Origin of the sequence: Cyanobacterium sp. Dongsha4, from assembly GCF_036345015.1 — a bacterium.
In the GTDB taxonomy this organism is placed as follows: Bacteria; Cyanobacteriota; Cyanobacteriia; order Cyanobacteriales; family Cyanobacteriaceae; genus PCC-10605.
This window is the reverse complement of the sequence record NZ_CP084098.1, coordinates 3392890-3409489: the sequence shown is the minus strand read 5'-3', so window position 1 is coordinate 3409489 and position 16600 is coordinate 3392890. Positions and strand designations below refer to the sequence as shown.

13 protein-coding genes are annotated in these 16600 nt (G+C 34.3%); 7 read left to right on the top strand and 6 right to left on the bottom strand.

What is annotated here, in order from left to right:
- The first annotated feature begins 153 nt into the window (after positions 1-153).
- Both Dongsha4_RS14645 and Dongsha4_RS14640 read left to right on the top strand, forming a co-directional pair.
- Positions 154-1638: a CPBP family intramembrane glutamic endopeptidase gene (locus Dongsha4_RS14645; RefSeq protein WP_330203068.1), complete on the top strand. Its 1485-nt coding sequence runs from the start codon at positions 154-156 to the stop codon at positions 1636-1638.
- 166 nt (positions 1639-1804) lie between these two features.
- Positions 1805-3487 (top strand): NAD(P)H-hydrate dehydratase, encoded by a 1683-nt coding sequence (locus Dongsha4_RS14640; protein ID WP_330203067.1) that lies wholly within the window; start codon positions 1805-1807, stop codon positions 3485-3487.
- A gap of 134 nt (positions 3488-3621) precedes the next feature.
- Here Dongsha4_RS14640 and Dongsha4_RS14635 read toward each other — a convergent pair whose 3' ends face one another.
- Positions 3622-4275 carry a TetR/AcrR family transcriptional regulator gene (locus tag Dongsha4_RS14635; RefSeq protein WP_330203066.1) on the bottom strand — a complete coding sequence of 218 codons (654 nt, stop codon included), beginning with the start codon at positions 4273-4275 and terminating at the stop codon, positions 3622-3624.
- Positions 4276-4431: 156 nt separating this feature from the next.
- Positions 4432-4560, bottom strand: a complete 129-nt coding sequence (locus tag Dongsha4_RS14630) for a hypothetical protein (protein ID WP_330205475.1) — start codon at positions 4558-4560, stop codon at positions 4432-4434.
- A 436-nt stretch (positions 4561-4996) separates the two neighbouring features.
- On the opposite strand from Dongsha4_RS14630, the gene Dongsha4_RS14625 reads away from it, so the two are divergent.
- Entirely contained in the window at positions 4997-5704 is a 708-nt protein-coding gene (locus Dongsha4_RS14625) for a C40 family peptidase (protein WP_330203065.1), read from the top strand.
- Positions 5705-5800: 96 nt separating this feature from the next.
- Complete coding sequence (locus tag Dongsha4_RS14620) at positions 5801-6070, top strand: MoaD/ThiS family protein (RefSeq protein ID WP_330203064.1); 270 nt, start codon at positions 5801-5803, stop codon at positions 6068-6070.
- Positions 6071-6110: 40 nt separating this feature from the next.
- Here the strand turns inward: Dongsha4_RS14620 and Dongsha4_RS14615 are convergent, their stop codons facing one another.
- A complete protein-coding gene (locus Dongsha4_RS14615) occupies positions 6111-6497 on the bottom strand; it encodes a hypothetical protein (protein ID WP_330203063.1) in 387 nt (128 codons plus the stop codon).
- 45 nt (positions 6498-6542) lie between these two features.
- The gene (locus Dongsha4_RS14610) at positions 6543-9515 is read right to left on the bottom strand and encodes a glycosyltransferase (protein WP_330203062.1); all 2973 of its coding nucleotides are present in this window, start codon (positions 9513-9515) and stop codon (positions 6543-6545) included.
- A gap of 145 nt (positions 9516-9660) precedes the next feature.
- On the opposite strand from Dongsha4_RS14610, the gene Dongsha4_RS14605 reads away from it, so the two are divergent.
- Positions 9661-12045: an HD family phosphohydrolase gene (locus Dongsha4_RS14605; protein ID WP_330203061.1), complete on the top strand. Its 2385-nt coding sequence runs from the start codon at positions 9661-9663 to the stop codon at positions 12043-12045.
- Positions 12046-12448: 403 nt separating this feature from the next.
- Positions 12449-13630: a TRC40/GET3/ArsA family transport-energizing ATPase gene (locus Dongsha4_RS14600; RefSeq protein ID WP_330203060.1), complete on the top strand. Its 1182-nt coding sequence runs from the start codon at positions 12449-12451 to the stop codon at positions 13628-13630.
- A 101-nt stretch (positions 13631-13731) separates the two neighbouring features.
- Here the strand turns inward: Dongsha4_RS14600 and rlmB are convergent, their stop codons facing one another.
- Complete coding sequence (gene rlmB / locus Dongsha4_RS14595) at positions 13732-14562, bottom strand: 23S rRNA (guanosine(2251)-2'-O)-methyltransferase RlmB (protein ID WP_330203059.1); 831 nt, start codon at positions 14560-14562, stop codon at positions 13732-13734.
- 220 nt (positions 14563-14782) lie between these two features.
- Here rlmB and ilvC point away from each other — a divergent pair, with 220 nt between their 5' ends.
- Positions 14783-15775 (top strand): ketol-acid reductoisomerase, encoded by a 993-nt coding sequence (gene ilvC / locus Dongsha4_RS14590; RefSeq protein ID WP_330203058.1) that lies wholly within the window; start codon positions 14783-14785, stop codon positions 15773-15775.
- A 176-nt stretch (positions 15776-15951) separates the two neighbouring features.
- On the opposite strand, the gene ybeY is transcribed toward ilvC, so the two are convergent.
- On the bottom strand, positions 15952-16464 hold the full coding sequence (gene ybeY / locus Dongsha4_RS14585; RefSeq protein WP_330203057.1) for an rRNA maturation RNase YbeY: 513 nt from the start codon (positions 16462-16464) through the stop codon (positions 15952-15954).
- Positions 16465-16600: the final 136 nt, after the last annotated feature.

Sequence of the window (16600 nt, the reverse complement as noted above, 5' to 3'; positions counted from 1 at the left end):
CAACTTGACTATAATATTTACCAACTATCAACCATTAACCATCAACAATCAACTATTAACGTCTAGGGGCTTGATTTCGTTTTCGAGTCCCTATGATTTTTTGTATATATATCCGAATTTATAAATAACTATTATTTTTCCCCTCTAAAATCGATGAATGTGAAGCGATCGCTCCTTATCATATTAACAGCTATTTCTCTATACAGCGTTTTTTTTGCCTTGACTCAAAGTTTAACAGAGACTCAAATTCAGTCACGCTTAGAGTTATATCAAACTAATCTGATTCTTAACGCCTCGGAGTGGCAACCATCTTCAGATAATCAAAAAAGTTTTACCCAAAGTCTTATCGGCAATAATCCTTACTTAATCGCACAGGAGCAGTATAATAACACCTTAACTGAAGCAGAGTTGGTAAAAGAAAGTGAAAATATTTCCAATCAAGAAGATAAAGCAATTGCTTCGGAGACTCCGAGGAAAAAATTAAAGCAAGAAATACAAGAAAATCAGGCGTTTATTGAAGACTTAAAAATTAAGCTAGGTATTATTTATGCTTACCAAGAAAATGATGATCAAGCAACCACTTATTGGCAAGAAATTAGCGATAAAAGCACAGCAGAAATATTAAATTCAATTTGGATAAACAATAGTGATATTAGTATAAATAAACAAGAAATCATCGAGAAAAAATTAGATGGATGGTTTAAAAATATAACTTTATCTAAGCTGTATGCTATTGAAAATAATCTTAATAAATTAGAAGAAATTAATAATAAAACCCAAGAATTAGCAGAAAAAGCCATCACAAGATTATTATTGCTAAGTATTATTCCTGTTGTCGGAGGCTTGATTGGTTTTGGTTTAATTATTTTCTTAATTGTACAATTAGCCTTGAAAAAAGAAGAGTCAATTTTAGCAACCAATGCAGGAAAAATTTGGGATTCTCCTTGGGATTGGGAAATAATAGGGCAAGTTTTAATTGTTGGGTTTTTCTTTCTTTCTCAGATTTTATTACCGATTCTCATTGGCGTAAGTGGTTTTAATCCTACTGGTTTAGACATAAAAGGTAAAGCATTATATGTTTTGGTTACTTACCTATTAATGGCAGGAGGAGGGTTATCTGTTTTATATTTATCTGTTAAATCTTTTTTCCCTCTACCGACAGATTGGTTTAAATTAACGAATAAAAATTGGTTTTGGTGGGGCTTCGGAGGATATTTAACAGCAATCCCTCTCGTATTCTTTGTTTCTCTACTAAATCAACAGATATGGCAAGGGAAAGGGGGAAGTAATCCTTTGTTAATGTTAGCCTTAGAGTCTCAGGATAAATTTGCTTTAATTATATTTTTCATTACTGCTTCTATTGCCGCACCTATTTTTGAAGAGATAATGTTTAGAGGGTTTTTACTTCCTTCTCTGACTCGTTATATGTCAGTGGGTAGTGCAATCGTTGTTTCAGGTATTGTATTTGCGATCGCACATTTGAGTTTAGCAGAAGCCTTACCCCTAGCCGTATTGGGGATTATTTTAGGAGTTGTTTATACTCGTTCTCGCAGTCTTTTAGCTTCTATAATGGTACATAGTCTGTGGAATAGTGGCACATTGTTTAGTCTATTCCTATTGGGTAGTAAGTTAAGTTAGAGGTTAGAGGTTTCAGGTTTCAGGTGTTAAGAAGATGAGGTAATGAAGAAGGGGAGTTAGGGAGAAACGAGTTAGGAGTTATTAATTATCAACTATTTACTATTCACTATTAACTGATTGCCTTGTCTTTACTAATTCCTAATTTATTTCTAATATTTAATTGTTGATGATAAAAACATCTATTGCCGTAACAGCGAAACAAATGCAGGAGATAGAGGGAAGAATATTCTCTGAGGGGATGCCTGTGGCTAGTTTAATGGAAAAAGCGGCAGTGTTTGCTAGTCAAAAAATTACCCAACTTTATCCCCTTAATCTTTATCAAAAAGTGGGCTTAATTATTGGTTGTGGTCATAATGGTGGTGATGGTTTAGTTATTGCAAGGGAATTATTTTTACAAGGGTTTCAGGTATCTCTATATATTCCCTTGAGAGAAAAATCAAAGGATTTGACTAAACAACATTTACAATACGCTGAATTTTTGGGTATTGCTTCTGTCGAATTTATTGAGGATTTATCCGCTTGTGATTTTCTTGTGGATTGTCTATTTGGTTTTGGCTTAACTCGTAATATTGAGGGCAAATTAAGAGAAGATATTATCTGGTTAAATCAACAATCCATACCAGTAGTTAGTATAGACATCCCTTCTGGCATTCACACCGATACAGGTAATGTTTTAGGCATAGCAGTAAAAGCAGTATATACTCTCTGTTTAGGTTTGTGGAAAGTTGGTTTATTTCTTTCTTCGGCGGTGGAATATACAGGGAGTTTGCATTTGATTGATATAGGTATTCCTGAATCTTTGCTTACGGGTGAGAGAATCAAAAATAATGATGATGGTGATGATGATGAAAGGGGAGAGAGAAACCCCCCTTTATACCTCCTAAATAGTGAGGAGAGAAAAAGAGAAAAGAATCAGACAGAAAATGTTAATTATAGTTTCCATTGTCAATATGTATCTGAGACAAATCCCCATATCATTACTAAAGAAGATGTCAAAAATTGTTTACCCTTACCCCGTCACGTCAATACCCATAAATATAAACAGGGAAATTTACTTTTAATTTGCGGTTCAAATCAGTACTCAGGAGCGGCTTTATTAGCTGGTTATGGTGCAAAATGTGGAGGGAGCGGCATGATTACTTTTGCTGTGCCTCATGGGCTTAAAAAAACCCTTATATCGCATTTTCCTTGGGCTTTGGTGATTGAACTTCCTACTAATGATAACGGTGTGTTTACTTCTTTGGGTAATCTGGATTTAAACAAATATGATGCGATCGCATTTGGTATGGGAATAGGAAGAGAAGTTAGTGCATATCAAGAGCAAATATTAGCACCAATTTTGAATAGTGAAATACCTTTAATTATTGATGCAGATGGTTTAAACATTTTGGCAGAGGGGAGATATTGGCAGACAATTAAACAAAGAAAATCTCCAACCATTCTTACTCCTCATATAGGAGAATTTAGAAGATTATTTCCCCAACTCAATTTATCAGAAAATTCATTAGAAGTATTAAAAACGGCTTCAAAAATGACTAATACAACTATTTTACTCAAAGGGGCAAAAACTTTAGTCAGCGAAAAGGGAATTAATAATTGGATTATCAATTTAGGCACACCAGCCTTAGCGCGGGGAGGAAGTGGAGATGTGTTAAGTGGTTTTTTAGGGGCAATTATCGCCCAAACTAATTTAAACATTTTTCCCGTTTCCAACGTAGTTGCCACTTGTGGTTGGTTGCATCAACAAGGGGGAATTTTAGCCGCCCAAAATCATACGGAAATGGGGGTTGATGGTGTTACTTTGAGTGAGTATATTAATAAGGGGGTTGTTGAGATATTAGGGTGTTAGGGGAAATTTCTTAATTGGTTAGTTTTCTTAACACCTGATGCCTGACACCTATATTGCCGAGGGAAATCATGTAATAAGACTCTTAGTCACTCTAATTTACCAACTATTTTATTAACCTACACAAACTATCTTTCTCAATTTTTACCGATACCTTTTTCAAGGGTATTGACAAAATCGTCAAGGGTTTTATTAATAGCATTAATATCTAATGGTGCATCTTCTTTAACTAATGTTCCAATTTTTATTCCTAAATGTCTGGGGATAAATTGTCTTAATTCGTTACCTAATGTTACAATCATAAAAGCTACCATATCGGGGTTAATATACTTTGGTAATTGTCCAAGTGCGATCGCATATTCGATTTTTTCTTTGATAAAGGCAATCGAAACAGCTTTTGTGCGGTGAAAAACTTCGTCACGGAAAGGTATATCACCGTAATTGGGTAATCTAAACAAAATTTGTGTAAAATGGGGATGACTTATTTGAAAATCAAGACTTGTTTTTAGTAGTGATCTTAAATAGGGAAAAAATCCATTTTCAATAGAGGGTAAATCGGCATTTTCAATAAAAGATTTTTGTCTAGCAATACCAATATCCACTAAGTATAAATATAAGTCTTCTTTTCCTTGAAAATATTGATAGAAACTGCCTTTAGCAATTCTTGCTTCTTGCACAATTCTCGATATAGAAACCGCTTCATAACTGTGACTTGCAAATTGTTCGAGGGATTTTTGAATAATTATTTGTTGCTTTGCTTCTGTTAAATTAAAAAAAGTTTGAGTTGGCATATGGGTAAATAAAAAGTTTTAAATAATGATCATATCTAGTATTTTTAATATAATTTGGCTAAGTACAGGACAAAAATTTTAAACATTCAATAAATTGATGATTGTTTAAATCTAAATCCATCTTGTCTTAAACATTCCAAATAGAGTCTCAATTGCTCATCTTTTTCCATAGTCAAAAATAGCTGTTTGTGGGCAATCATTGCTAATCACAATCAGTAATTCTTCATCTTGTAAACGTAGAGTTGAAACATAAACCTGTCCATCATCAGATATGTCAACCGTCAACCATTGTTTACCAATAAATTCTCTCTCTCCATAAATTCTTCATTTACGCTGTGCTTATCTTAATAGCGAAATTAAACTCAGTATTTCTGATTACTGCATAACCGGAATGCTCCCAGTAAAAGTCAGTAATGCTCAAAAGAATAGAAAAGAAAAAAATCTAGAGTGTATTGAAAACAAGATAGACAGAGATAAACATGGGGAAAAAAGGAAAAATAAAGACAGAAAAATTAAAACAAAATAAAAAAGGTTAAAATTTAATCTTAAGTCTAAGATTAAGGGGAAAAAAGAAAAAATGAGATAAAAAAAGATAGTTAAAATTTGAAAATAAAAAAACCCTGCTCGAGAGGGAGGAGGGCAAAAGGCAAAAGTGTTTAATTAACTTCTCCCCAATACCCTAACACACCAACTCCTGAAACCTGAAACCTATCTAAATTTTATGAATCCTAAATTATCCAATTTATTACCCTCATCTCCTACAGGAGAATATATCTGTTTAACTAACTTAAATTTATATGCCCAACCCGACTGTAAAGAATTAGCTACCCAATTAAAAAAAGGCAGATATTTAAAAGTCCTTTCCCATGATATAGTCAACAATACAGTAAAAGTTTGCTCCTTAGAAGATAAATACTGTGCCTATTTACATATAACTAATTTAACAGAACTAGAAATCGCACCTCAACCATATCAACCTGTTTCCGTCACAAGAGAAAAAATAGAAACCCTCATTTCTCAGGTAATAGAATTTACTTACCAAGCCATGAAAATCCCCAATTATTATCTATGGGGTGGCACTGTCGCACCGAATTATGATTGTTCTGGTTTAATGCAAAGTGCATTTGCTAGTGTAGGAGTATGGTTACCCAGAGACTCTTATCAACAAGAAGATTTTACCACCAGAATATCGAGGGATGAGTTACAGATAGGAGATTTAATTTTTTTCGGTGATGCAAGGGTTAATCACGTGGCTTTGTATTTAGGAGATGACAAGTATATTCACAGTTCAGGTAAAGAAATCGGTAATGATGGTATTGCTATTAACCAATTAAGAGACGATTTAGACCAAGTTAGTCTTAATTATTATCACAAATTGTGGAGTTATGGAAGACTCGATCGCAGTTTTATTCCAGAAAATAGAAATTAGAGTCTATGCTTTACCATTAATTCTTAACATCCTTATCTGGAGATTATTGTGCCAATCTTTTACTCTGGTTAATATCCAATAAAGAAACAGAAACAAATGAAAGAAAGCAAAGATAAAATAACAGTAATAGTCAAACTATTTGCCATCTATCAAGAAACTTATCAAAAAGGAGAAATTACCTTTAAATTAGAACAGAATATAACAGTTGAACAATTATTACAAGATTTTATTTTAAAAGAAAAACCAGAATTAAAGCCTTGGGAAAATATCACCAGATTTGCAGTTAATTTACAATTTGTTGAACCTAATTTTATCTTAAATGATCAAGATGAAATCGCCTTAATTCCACCTGTTAGCGGGGGCTAAAAATTAGTTTTAAATAAGGGTTTTCACCCTTATATTATATTTAATGAAAATAACGATAAAGCCAGTGTTTTTCCCCTTGCTGAAGAATTTTAACTATCTCCCGACGAAGATAATATTTTTCTTTATTCGACAATCCCCCTCGAAGAATATGAAGACTTTGCCAGATTAATACAGAAGTGGTAAAACCAACACAAAAAGCAATTCCCAACGCGCCTAAAGGAGTAAACTCAATTCCGACTCGAATCGCCGCCCAAGTGCATCTTTCTTGACAAAGAGAAATTGTTTCTCTAAATTGCCACAATGACCATGGTAAAATTAGTATCCAAGCACATACAACCAAAATCCAACGACCATATATCTTTAATTGATATAACCTTTCTATTTGTGCTTCTGTAATTTCTGGCATATTTTGATCAGCTTTGTTCATAATTTAGATAAAAATATATTAGTATTGCTGATAGCTTCATACTTTCTAGCGATTAATTAAACTCAATTCAGTTTTCCAGAGATTAGCGTGTTGTTCATGACGATTATCATGGAAAATATCATAGTTAGGATTAAAGTTACTATTACCTAATTTCAGGGCTATTTTTCGGTGTAAATCTTCTATATTTTTCGCTAATTGGCGGGTTTTCCAAAGAGTTTTAGTCGCCGTAAAAGTTTCCGTATTTTCTAACCAGTCTAACTGTCGATATGCGGTTAAAAGTTGTTCAATGCTAGGTTTAAATTGTAATAGAGGCGATGTAGGCTTAATTTCTGCCAAAAATTGACACAGATTGTAAGCATACTCAATATCACTGCTAATATGTCCACAATAAGACTTACGATAAGCTAACGCACGATATAAAAACTCTTCCACTACGTCAGGATTTTTATTGGCAAAAGCATATTTAACTCCCCCTAAACTGCGATGAAGATACCAAGCCCGAATATCCTCGACTTCTGCCATAGGGCTTTGAGTGGTACGGGCATCAGGATAATTCCAGAATAACCCTAAAACTCGATTGACCATTTTTGTTTTTATATGAGGCAAAACTCGGTTTTTAAATTCTGTATCTCCAGCCCCCCGATAAGTTGGATCATAATAACCATATCTATCATGGATATTTTTTCTGTACAAGCCTCCTACTAAGGAAAGGTAGCAGGTTTCTAAGTATTCTAAATTTTGGTCATAATTAGCCCGATTATAAAGCATAATATCTTGAAAATGATTACCCTGTAAATCTACTTCGGTAACTAAACTATGGGCAATTACCCAATCGGTTTCCTCATCTTTGTCTAATTCTTCGGCAAGGACTTCTAAACATTCGGGAATAATCGTCTCATCCACTCCTAAAAAGGTGATATAGTGTGATCGAACCTCTAAAATTGCCCGATTCCATGCTTTTTGGATTGTTTCCCGTTTATGTGACCTAAAATAGACGATAGGTAACTTTAACTCATCCGCTAGGGCTAAAAATACCTGATATTCTTCATCAGGTGAACCACTATCCATTAAAATTACTTCCATCTCTCCTGTTTTTGCCAGAGTTTGTTGTGCTAAAACCCGTAAAAATAACGGTAATTTAGGAGCGGCATTATAAAGAGAAACGATTACCGATACTTTATAACTATTTTTATCTCTCCTATCATCTATAATTTCATATTCTTCACGGTCATATTTTAGCAAATTAGTATAAGTTATATTAAGAAAATCTAAGGCATTTTCTGTTTGTTGATCAATGTCCTTAAACATCACTTCTGTCGCTTTTGCCTCTGATTTAAAGCCTTTTTCCTCTAAAATTTTTAAGACATAAGGTAACTCATTAAACTTATCATAACCCAAAGTTCGCATACTTCTAAGCAAATAAGTTGCCGCCACTAAATCGTTATTTCTCATTCTTTCTAAACGAGCAATTTCTCGCCAAACTCTCACTCTATCAATTCTAAAAGCACTCTGAATTTTTCCTTTAATTCCCTTCGCTTCTGGTTCAACAGTTTCCACAAAATTCCAAACTTGTTGCAATTTTTTTTCTATCTCTAATTCTGTTTGTTCACTTAGAGTAAATATTTTATGATATTGGGAGGCAATAAAAGGTGATTTAATCAACTGAGATGCTCTATTATTTTCTGCGTAATTAGTTGCTTTGTTCTTTAATTTACTAATACTAGGTCTAACTATTTTTTGCATTAATTTAGTAGCAGTATTTTTGATAATATTGTTATTTTCAGGGCGATGTTGCCAATAATCAATTAACTGTAAATACCATTGTTTTAATTCCAAAGCAGTATCCTTTTCAACATTACTTTCTGCTTGATAGATTTCTGTTAAATTAGGATCATTAGTAGAAGTATCAATATCAATTAACGCCTGATTTAATTTCTCTCTATATTCTTGATAATTTTCTAAAACATCTGCTAACTTCGGTAAACATTCATAAGTATTTTCCACATCAATTTTAATCCAAGGTAATTGAGGGAAATTTTCTTCTAAAAATTGACAAACACCAGCACCACTACCGATAGCTGTAGGACATCCTGAAAAAAGAGATTCTAACGCTAATAAATTAAGAGTATCATAGCGAGAAGGAAGAAAAATAATAGCAGGTTGAGCAAAAATTTGCTTTAACTCTTCCCTTGGTTTTGATGATTGAATTTCGATATTAACTAATCTTTTATTAATCATCTCCTGTAATAAATCTTGAGAAGATTGTCCAGATTCACTATAACTATGAGGTCCAATAATAGTTGCTTCACTATAATTATCAGGAGATAACCACCAAATTAAATTAACAAAAATATCTGCTCCTTTTCTCTTTTCAGTTCTACCAATAAAATATAAACTAGGCTTTTTATCTATATTTTTAAAAGGCTGAATTTTAGGTAAATCAATAAAATGTAAGGGGTTAAAATAATGACTTTTAACATTAACTAATTCTCCCCATTCTTGTAAATAACTTTTACTAATTCCATAACGAATATCAGCAGTTTTAAACTGCATTTTTTCCTCTAAATCAAGAGGAATATTTACTTCATTAGAGCCAAACCAATCCATCCGTAAAGTAGTAGATATTTTTCCGTGTAGAGAAAGAATAACTTTCTTACATTTAACCCCGTGATACTCTAAAGCTGGACGTAAGAAAAGAGTATATTGTTCATAATCAGGTGCATCCACAACATCAAATTCATAACCTTTTACAGAGTTAGCAATATTACTAGCTAAAGTAAAAGAGCGATAAGTCCAACGAGGAGGATTTACGTTAAGATAATAGTTAAGATCATTAATTTCATAAATGGGTTGATAAGGGATTGGATTTGCATTTTTTGGTCGAGGATTGTTAGTATTTTCTTGGTTAATTAAATAATAAAATTCAAGATGAGGATTTTTTTCGATGATTTGACGGTAAAAAGTTTGTCCGCCTCCTATTTTTTTGAATAAGTCAAAATCTGCAATTAATATTTTCATAATAAAAATTTCGTATAACCGCCTTAAATGATTTATATATTTTTATCAATTCGAGATCTCAGTATAATAAAGAAAGGTTCAGTAGAGGAGTGATCAAAAAATTAAAAGATTAATTTCATTTGATGTGATACAACTTTAAATTAATATGAATGCTTTACAGTTAATCGGTAAAACTATCAAAAACTGGCAAAATAAATCTCATCATCAATCTACTGTTACCTCTAATACAGAGTCTAGTAGTAATAATGTCTCCGAAGACAGTCAACCTTTTCTATTACGTTGTATTTGTCGGATTCATTCTCCTGTAATGATTATTATTTCCGTCACCAGTTTAACGGGATTAATTAGTTATCGTTTCTATAATCAACCAGAGTTAGCAGTTGGCACTATCTCTCCTGCCAAAATTGTTGCCCCCCGTGATGGTAGTTTTGTTGATCAAAAAACCACTGATGAATTACGGAAAAAAATTCGTAATGGTTCTTTGCCCGTACTTCAAGAAGATACTAATATATCTAATAGATTAAGAACTAATTTAGAAAATCAGCTACGAGAAATCGATAATTTACGGAGTTTAAAACGGAATATTTCTTTAGTTTCTACAGGAATTATCTCTACATCCGTTCAATTATATTTATTTAATTTGTCACAGGATGAATGGCAAGAAATAATTAACGATGTCAATTCAAATCAACCTCTTAACTTAGAAAATAACGCAGTAAGACAATTATGGAATTATAAGCAACAAGTTGATGAAGTTAAATTCCAAAATCTTTTAAATCAGTTACAACTATATAGAGAACAATATCAGACTATTGAATCACAAATTCAAAAAATCTCTTTCGATAACTTGAGTAGGGCAGATAAAGAAGTTTTATTTAGTTTAAATAGAAACACTTGGCAAAAAAGTCGGCAACAAATTTTAAAAACCCAAAAACTCATTTTAACTCAAGGTATTTCAGCAGGATTACCAGAAGAAATCAAGGAGCAAACAGTTCAAATTCATCTTGAAAATGCTTTACCCCCTAACTTGGTTAATATTGGCGTGAAATTATTATTGCCCAATTTAAAACCCAATTTAATTATTGATCAAGAAAAAACTAGCGCCAGGGCTGAAAAGGCCGCTCAAGAAATTGAACCAGTAGTAGTATCCATTCAAAAAAATGAAGTAATTGTTAATGCAGGAGAAAAAATTACCCAAGGTGATTTTATTCTTTTAGACAATTTTGGGTTGAGTCGTAGAACTATTAACTGGACTGGGATTCTGGGTTCTGGTGCTTTAGTTTCGGTGTCTTTAATTACTTTTATGGCGATCGCAGATCGTGTTAAGAAAAAGTTAAGGCGCAGAGATCAAGTATTAATATGGTTATTTAGTATTTCAATTCCTGCCATTAGTATTGTTGATGTGGGCTACAATTCCTTACCTGCGGTGGGATTTTTAACTAGCACTTTTTATGGGCCAACCTTAGCCTTAACCCATGTTACCTTGATGACAGGCTTAACTATGTTTCAGATTGAAACAGTGGGATGGCAATATCTAATTCCGTCTTTTGCTGGTGGAATTTTAGCTAGTATAATGGCTAGTCGTCTTCATTCAAGGGAAGAATTAGCCCTATTAGGAGCAGGAGTAGGATTTACTCAGGGTAGTGTTTATTTTATTGTTCATTTGGTGGGTAGTGCCGCCGCAGGTACTGTATGGTATGCTTTATTACCCGGTGCATTATGGCATGGCACTGTGGGCTTAACTTATACAGTTTTAGCCTTGGGAATTTCCCCTTATTTAGAAAGATTTTTTGATTTAATTACACCTATTCGTCTAGCAGAATTATCAAACCCTAATCGCCCCTTATTAAAAAGATTGGCAACAGAAGCCCCCGGCACATTTCAACACACCATGTTTGTAGCTAGTTTAGCTGAGGCGGCCGCCCGTCGTTTGCATTGCAATGTGGAATTAGTCAGAGCAGGTACTTTGTATCATGATATAGGCAAAATGCACGATCCTCTCGGTTTTATCGAAAATCAAATGGGAGGGCCAAACAAGCACGACATGATAAATAATCCCTGGAAAAGTGCTGATATTATCAAAAAACACGTTAGCGAGGGAATTGTTATGGCAAAAAAATGTGGACTGCCCCAAGCTATCAGAGATTTTATCCCTCAACATCAAGGTACTTTACTTATTTCTTATTTCTATTTTCAAGCCAAGAATCAGAAAGAAAATAACCCAGAAATCATGATCAACGAGTCAGATTTTCGCTATGATGGTCCGATTCCCCAATCAAGAGAAACAGGTATTGTTATGTTAGCCGATGGTTGTGAAGCGGCTTTGCGCTCTTTAAAAAATGCCACTCCAGATCAAGCTATGGCAATGGTTAACAAGATTTTTAAAGCTCGTTGGCGCGATCATCAATTAGACGACTGTGGAATTAAATATGAGGAATTACCAATTATTGCAGAAGTCTTTGTAAATGTTTGGCAACAGTTTAATCATCAAAGAATCGCTTATCCAAAAGGAGCGTTAGACAGAAATTAATATTAGTGAAAGGTGTCAGGTTACAGGTTGCAGGTTGCAGGTGTTAGGGAGATGAGGGGAGGGGGTGAGAGAGGGAAACAAGTAGTGAGTCTTCGGAGTTTTTAATTCTTAATTCTTAATTCTCAATTCTTCATTCTTTACCTTTTCCCCTTGCCCTTTTAATTTTGCCCTTTCCTAACCTAAAAATTTTATATCGAACTCCAGTTAATAAAATTTTATCGATAATGATTCAAAATAAATTTGATTAAGGTTTGCTTACATTTTTCTTTTTTTTACGTCTTTTTTCTTGTTAACTACCTGCCACAAATCAACAATTTTATCTGGGACTGAGATAGTAATAGTAACAAAACGTTATATTTTAAGAAACTAGCAATCATTAATCATAACAATAATCAAAAAAATCATGCGTGTAATCTTAATGACGGGAAAAGGCGGAGTAGGTAAAACATCCGTTGCGGCGGCTACAGGTCTAAAATGTGCACAAATGGGTCATAAAACTCTAGTATTAAGTACAGACCCTGCCCATTCTCTAGCAGATAGCTTCGATATGGAATTGGGACATGAGCCTAAAGCAATTAGAGAAAATCTCTGGGGTGCTGAACTAGATGCACTAATGGAATTGGAAGGCAACTGGGGCGCAGTTAAACGTTATATTACAGAAGTTTTACAGGCTAGAGGTTTAGATGGTGTCCAAGCTGAGGAATTAGCTATTCTTCCGGGCATGGATGAGATTTTTGGCTTGGTGCGTATGAAAAGACATTATGATGAGGGAGATTTTGATGTTTTAATCATCGATTCTGCCCCTACAGGCACTGCTTTAAGGCTACTCAGTCTTCCTGAAGTTAGTGGTTGGTACATGAGAAGATTTTACAAACCTTTTCAAAGTATGTCTGCGGCATTACGTCCTCTTTTTGAGCCTATTTTTAAGCCTATTGCTGGATTTTCTTTACCTAGTAATGAAGTAATGGATGCACCCTATGAATTTTATCAACAGATTGAGGCTTTGGAGAAGGTTTTAACGGACAATACGCAAACTTCGGTTCGATTAGTTACAAATCCTGAAAAGATGGTAATTAAGGAGTCTCTCAGGGCTCATGCTTACTTGAGTTTATATAATGTTTCTACGGATTTAGTTATTGCTAATCGTATTATTCCTGAAGAAGTGGAAGATCCTTTTTTCCAAAAATGGAAGGCGAATCAAAACATCTACAAAAAAGAAATTTATGATAACTTCCATCCTTTACCTGTGAAAGAAGTTCCTCTCTATTCTGAAGAAATGTGCGGTTTGCAGGCATTAGAAAGGCTCAGAGATACGTTATATGATACTGACGAAGATCCTAGCAAAGTTTATTATCAAGAAAACACTATCAGAGTTGTTCAAGAAAATAATAACTATAGTCTTGAATTGTATTTACCCGGTATTCCTAAACAACAAATCAAACTGAATAAAACAGGGGATGAGTTAAATGTAAGAATTGGTAATCATCGCCGTAATTTAGTTTTACCTCAAGCCTTAGCGGCTTTGAATCCTTCGGGTGCAAAAATGGAGGAGGACTATTTAAAAATTAAGTTTGCTAATAATTAGGAGTTCAAGGTTTGGGGTTTAGGGTTCGGGGTTCGGAGTTCAGAAGCATGGGGAGATGGGGAAGATAATTTGAAACCTGTCACCTGATACCTGAAACCTACCTAAATCAATTGACGGCGTATTTCATAGAGACAAATAGCAGAAGCTACCGAGGCGTTTAAGCTGGGAGTTTTTCCAGTCATGGGGATTGATACTAGAAAATCACAGGCTTTAGCGGTAGAAGGGCTTAATCCTTTTTCTTCTGAGCCTATAACTAAACCGATCGCACCTTCAAATTTAGTATTATGTAAGGAATTACCCTCCATCATCGTGCCATAAATCCAAAAACCTGCTTCTTGTAAAGATGCGATCGCATTATTCAAATTAACAACCCTTGCCACAGGAAAATAAGCTAATGCCCCAGCCGCCACTTTCATAACTGTAGAAGTAACCCCTACCGCCCTTCTTTGAGGGATAATTAAACCCTGCATGGAAAAGGCTTCTGCTGTGCGAATAATTGCCCCTAAATTATGAGGATCATTAATACCGTCAGCAATTATAATTACTGGATTCTCTGTTTCACTTTTCGCTTTATCAATCAATTCCGATAAATCGACATACTCATAAGGGGCAACAGTGGCAACAATTCCTTGGTGATTTGCTCGGTTGGTTAATTGATCTAATCTTTTATTGTCCACTACATCAATAACAGTACCAGCTTCCTTAGCTTTAGGAATTAAAGATTCAAAGCGAGAATCATGAAGCATTCGAGAATTTAAGTAAAGACGATTTAATTGTTGTCCGTTTTCTAAAGCGGCTAAAACAGGATACGAACCATAAATCAAGTCAGAACTCAATTCATTTTCAAATGTATTAATATTTTCTAAACGAGGAGAAACAGAAGATTTTGGTTTTGAAGGCAGATTTTTCTTTTTTGGTTTAAAATTCGACATAACTGAGAATTGAGTGATGAGTAATGATTGAGTGGTGTATTGATTGGGGTATCGGCCAGAAATAAAAGAAAACCATTAACCTGCTACCTGAAACCTAATACCTTTTTGAGATTCTTCATTTTAAATCCTTAATTGTTAATTCTCTCTTATTCAACTGTCATGATACAATAAAAGTTTGTCTATTAAATTACATTAAAATATTTATATTAGAGGTACAATCATGGCTCAAATGTACTATGATAATGATGCTAAATTAGAGTTAATTTCTAGTAAAACAGTAGCAATTATCGGTTATGGCTCTCAAGGACACGCTCACGCTTTAAACCTCAAAGAAAGTGGAGTTAATGTCATTGTTGGACTTTATGAAGGTAGCAAGTCTAAAAAATCTGCAGAATCTGCTGGTTTAAAAGTTCATTCCGTAGCTGAAGCCGCTTCCTTAGCAGACTGGATTATGGTCTTATTACCAGACGAAGTACAGCGCACTGTTTATGAACAAGAAATTGCACCTTACCTCACTAAAGGTAAAGTATTATCTTTTGCTCATGGTTTCAATATTCATTTTGGGCAAATTGTACCTCCTGCCGATGTCGATGTTATCATGATTGCCCCCAAAGGACCGGGTCATTTAGTTAGACGTACTTATGAACAAGGGCAAGGTGTACCTGCTTTATTTGCCGTTTATCAAGATGCTTCTGGAGAAGCACGCGATCGCGCTATGGCTTATGCTAAAGGTATTGGTGGCACTCGTGCTGGTATTTTAGAAACTTCTTTCCGTGAAGAAACCGAAACCGACTTATTTGGTGAACAAGCAGTATTATGTGGTGGTTTATCCGCTTTAATTAAAGCAGGTTTTGAAACCTTAGTTTCTGCTGGTTATCAACCCGAATTGGCTTACTTTGAATGTCTCCACGAAGTTAAATTAATCGTTGACTTAATCGTTGAAGGCGGTTTAGCAGAAATGCGCAATAGTATTTCTAATACTGCTGAATATGGTGATTATACCAGAGGACCTAGAGTTATCACCGATGAAACCCGTGCAGAAATGAAGAAAATCCTCACTGAGATTCAATCTGGACAATTTGCCCGTGAATTTATCTTAGAAAATCAAGCAGGAAAACCCGGATTTACTGCCATGCGTCGTCGTGAGTCTGAAGAAACCATCGAAGAAGTTGGTAAAGACTTAAGAGCGATGTTTAGCTGGTTGAAAAAATAATTAGCCTCACTTTTATTAGTGAATAGTGAATAGTGAATAGTTGATAATTAAGAATTAAAAGCTCTTAACTTATTTCATTATTCATTACTCATTTCCCCCCCTCTCTCCCCAATACCTCAACACCCTAACACCCCAACAACCCAAACCAGAAGATTTTTCAGCAAATCATAAGTAACTTATTCACACCATTCGTTCAAAGATTCCGATTCAATCCCGATTGTGTGCAGTAAAAATTTTTGTAGATTTAGCATTTCTTTTAATGATTCATCGTCAGGATGATCCCATCCTAATAAATGTAAAAAGCCATGACTAGCTAACCATAATAATTCTATCTCTAAAGAATGAAGATGCAGTTGGGCTTGTTTTTCTGCTGTTTCCACTGAAATAATAACATCCCCCAATGTGACTAAATCCATATCAAAATCAGGAAAGTCAGTTTCTAAGGCGGCAAAGGATAAAACATCTGTAGGTTGATTTTTGTCTCTAAATTGAGTATTAAAACTTTTTATATCCTCATCATTGCTTAGTCTTAAAGTCATTTCATAGATTTTTGTGGAATCGAAATCCAAGTCCAGACAATTTAACCATTTTTCCAAATAAATTTGCCAATTTTCTTCTTTGATGAAGGGTATTTTATTTTGGGGGGTGAAAAATAAATCTTCTAAATAAAGTTCCAGACTATAAGCCATATAAAAACGAGAGGATGTATTGGTAATTTTCTCTTAATTCCTCCGTTAATCTTATCACCTTTCTTGTATCCAATTTAGAGGTTGGTGAATTAAACTCAGGTAAATTGAGATAGTGTCGAGCAGATCGCAAATCAAT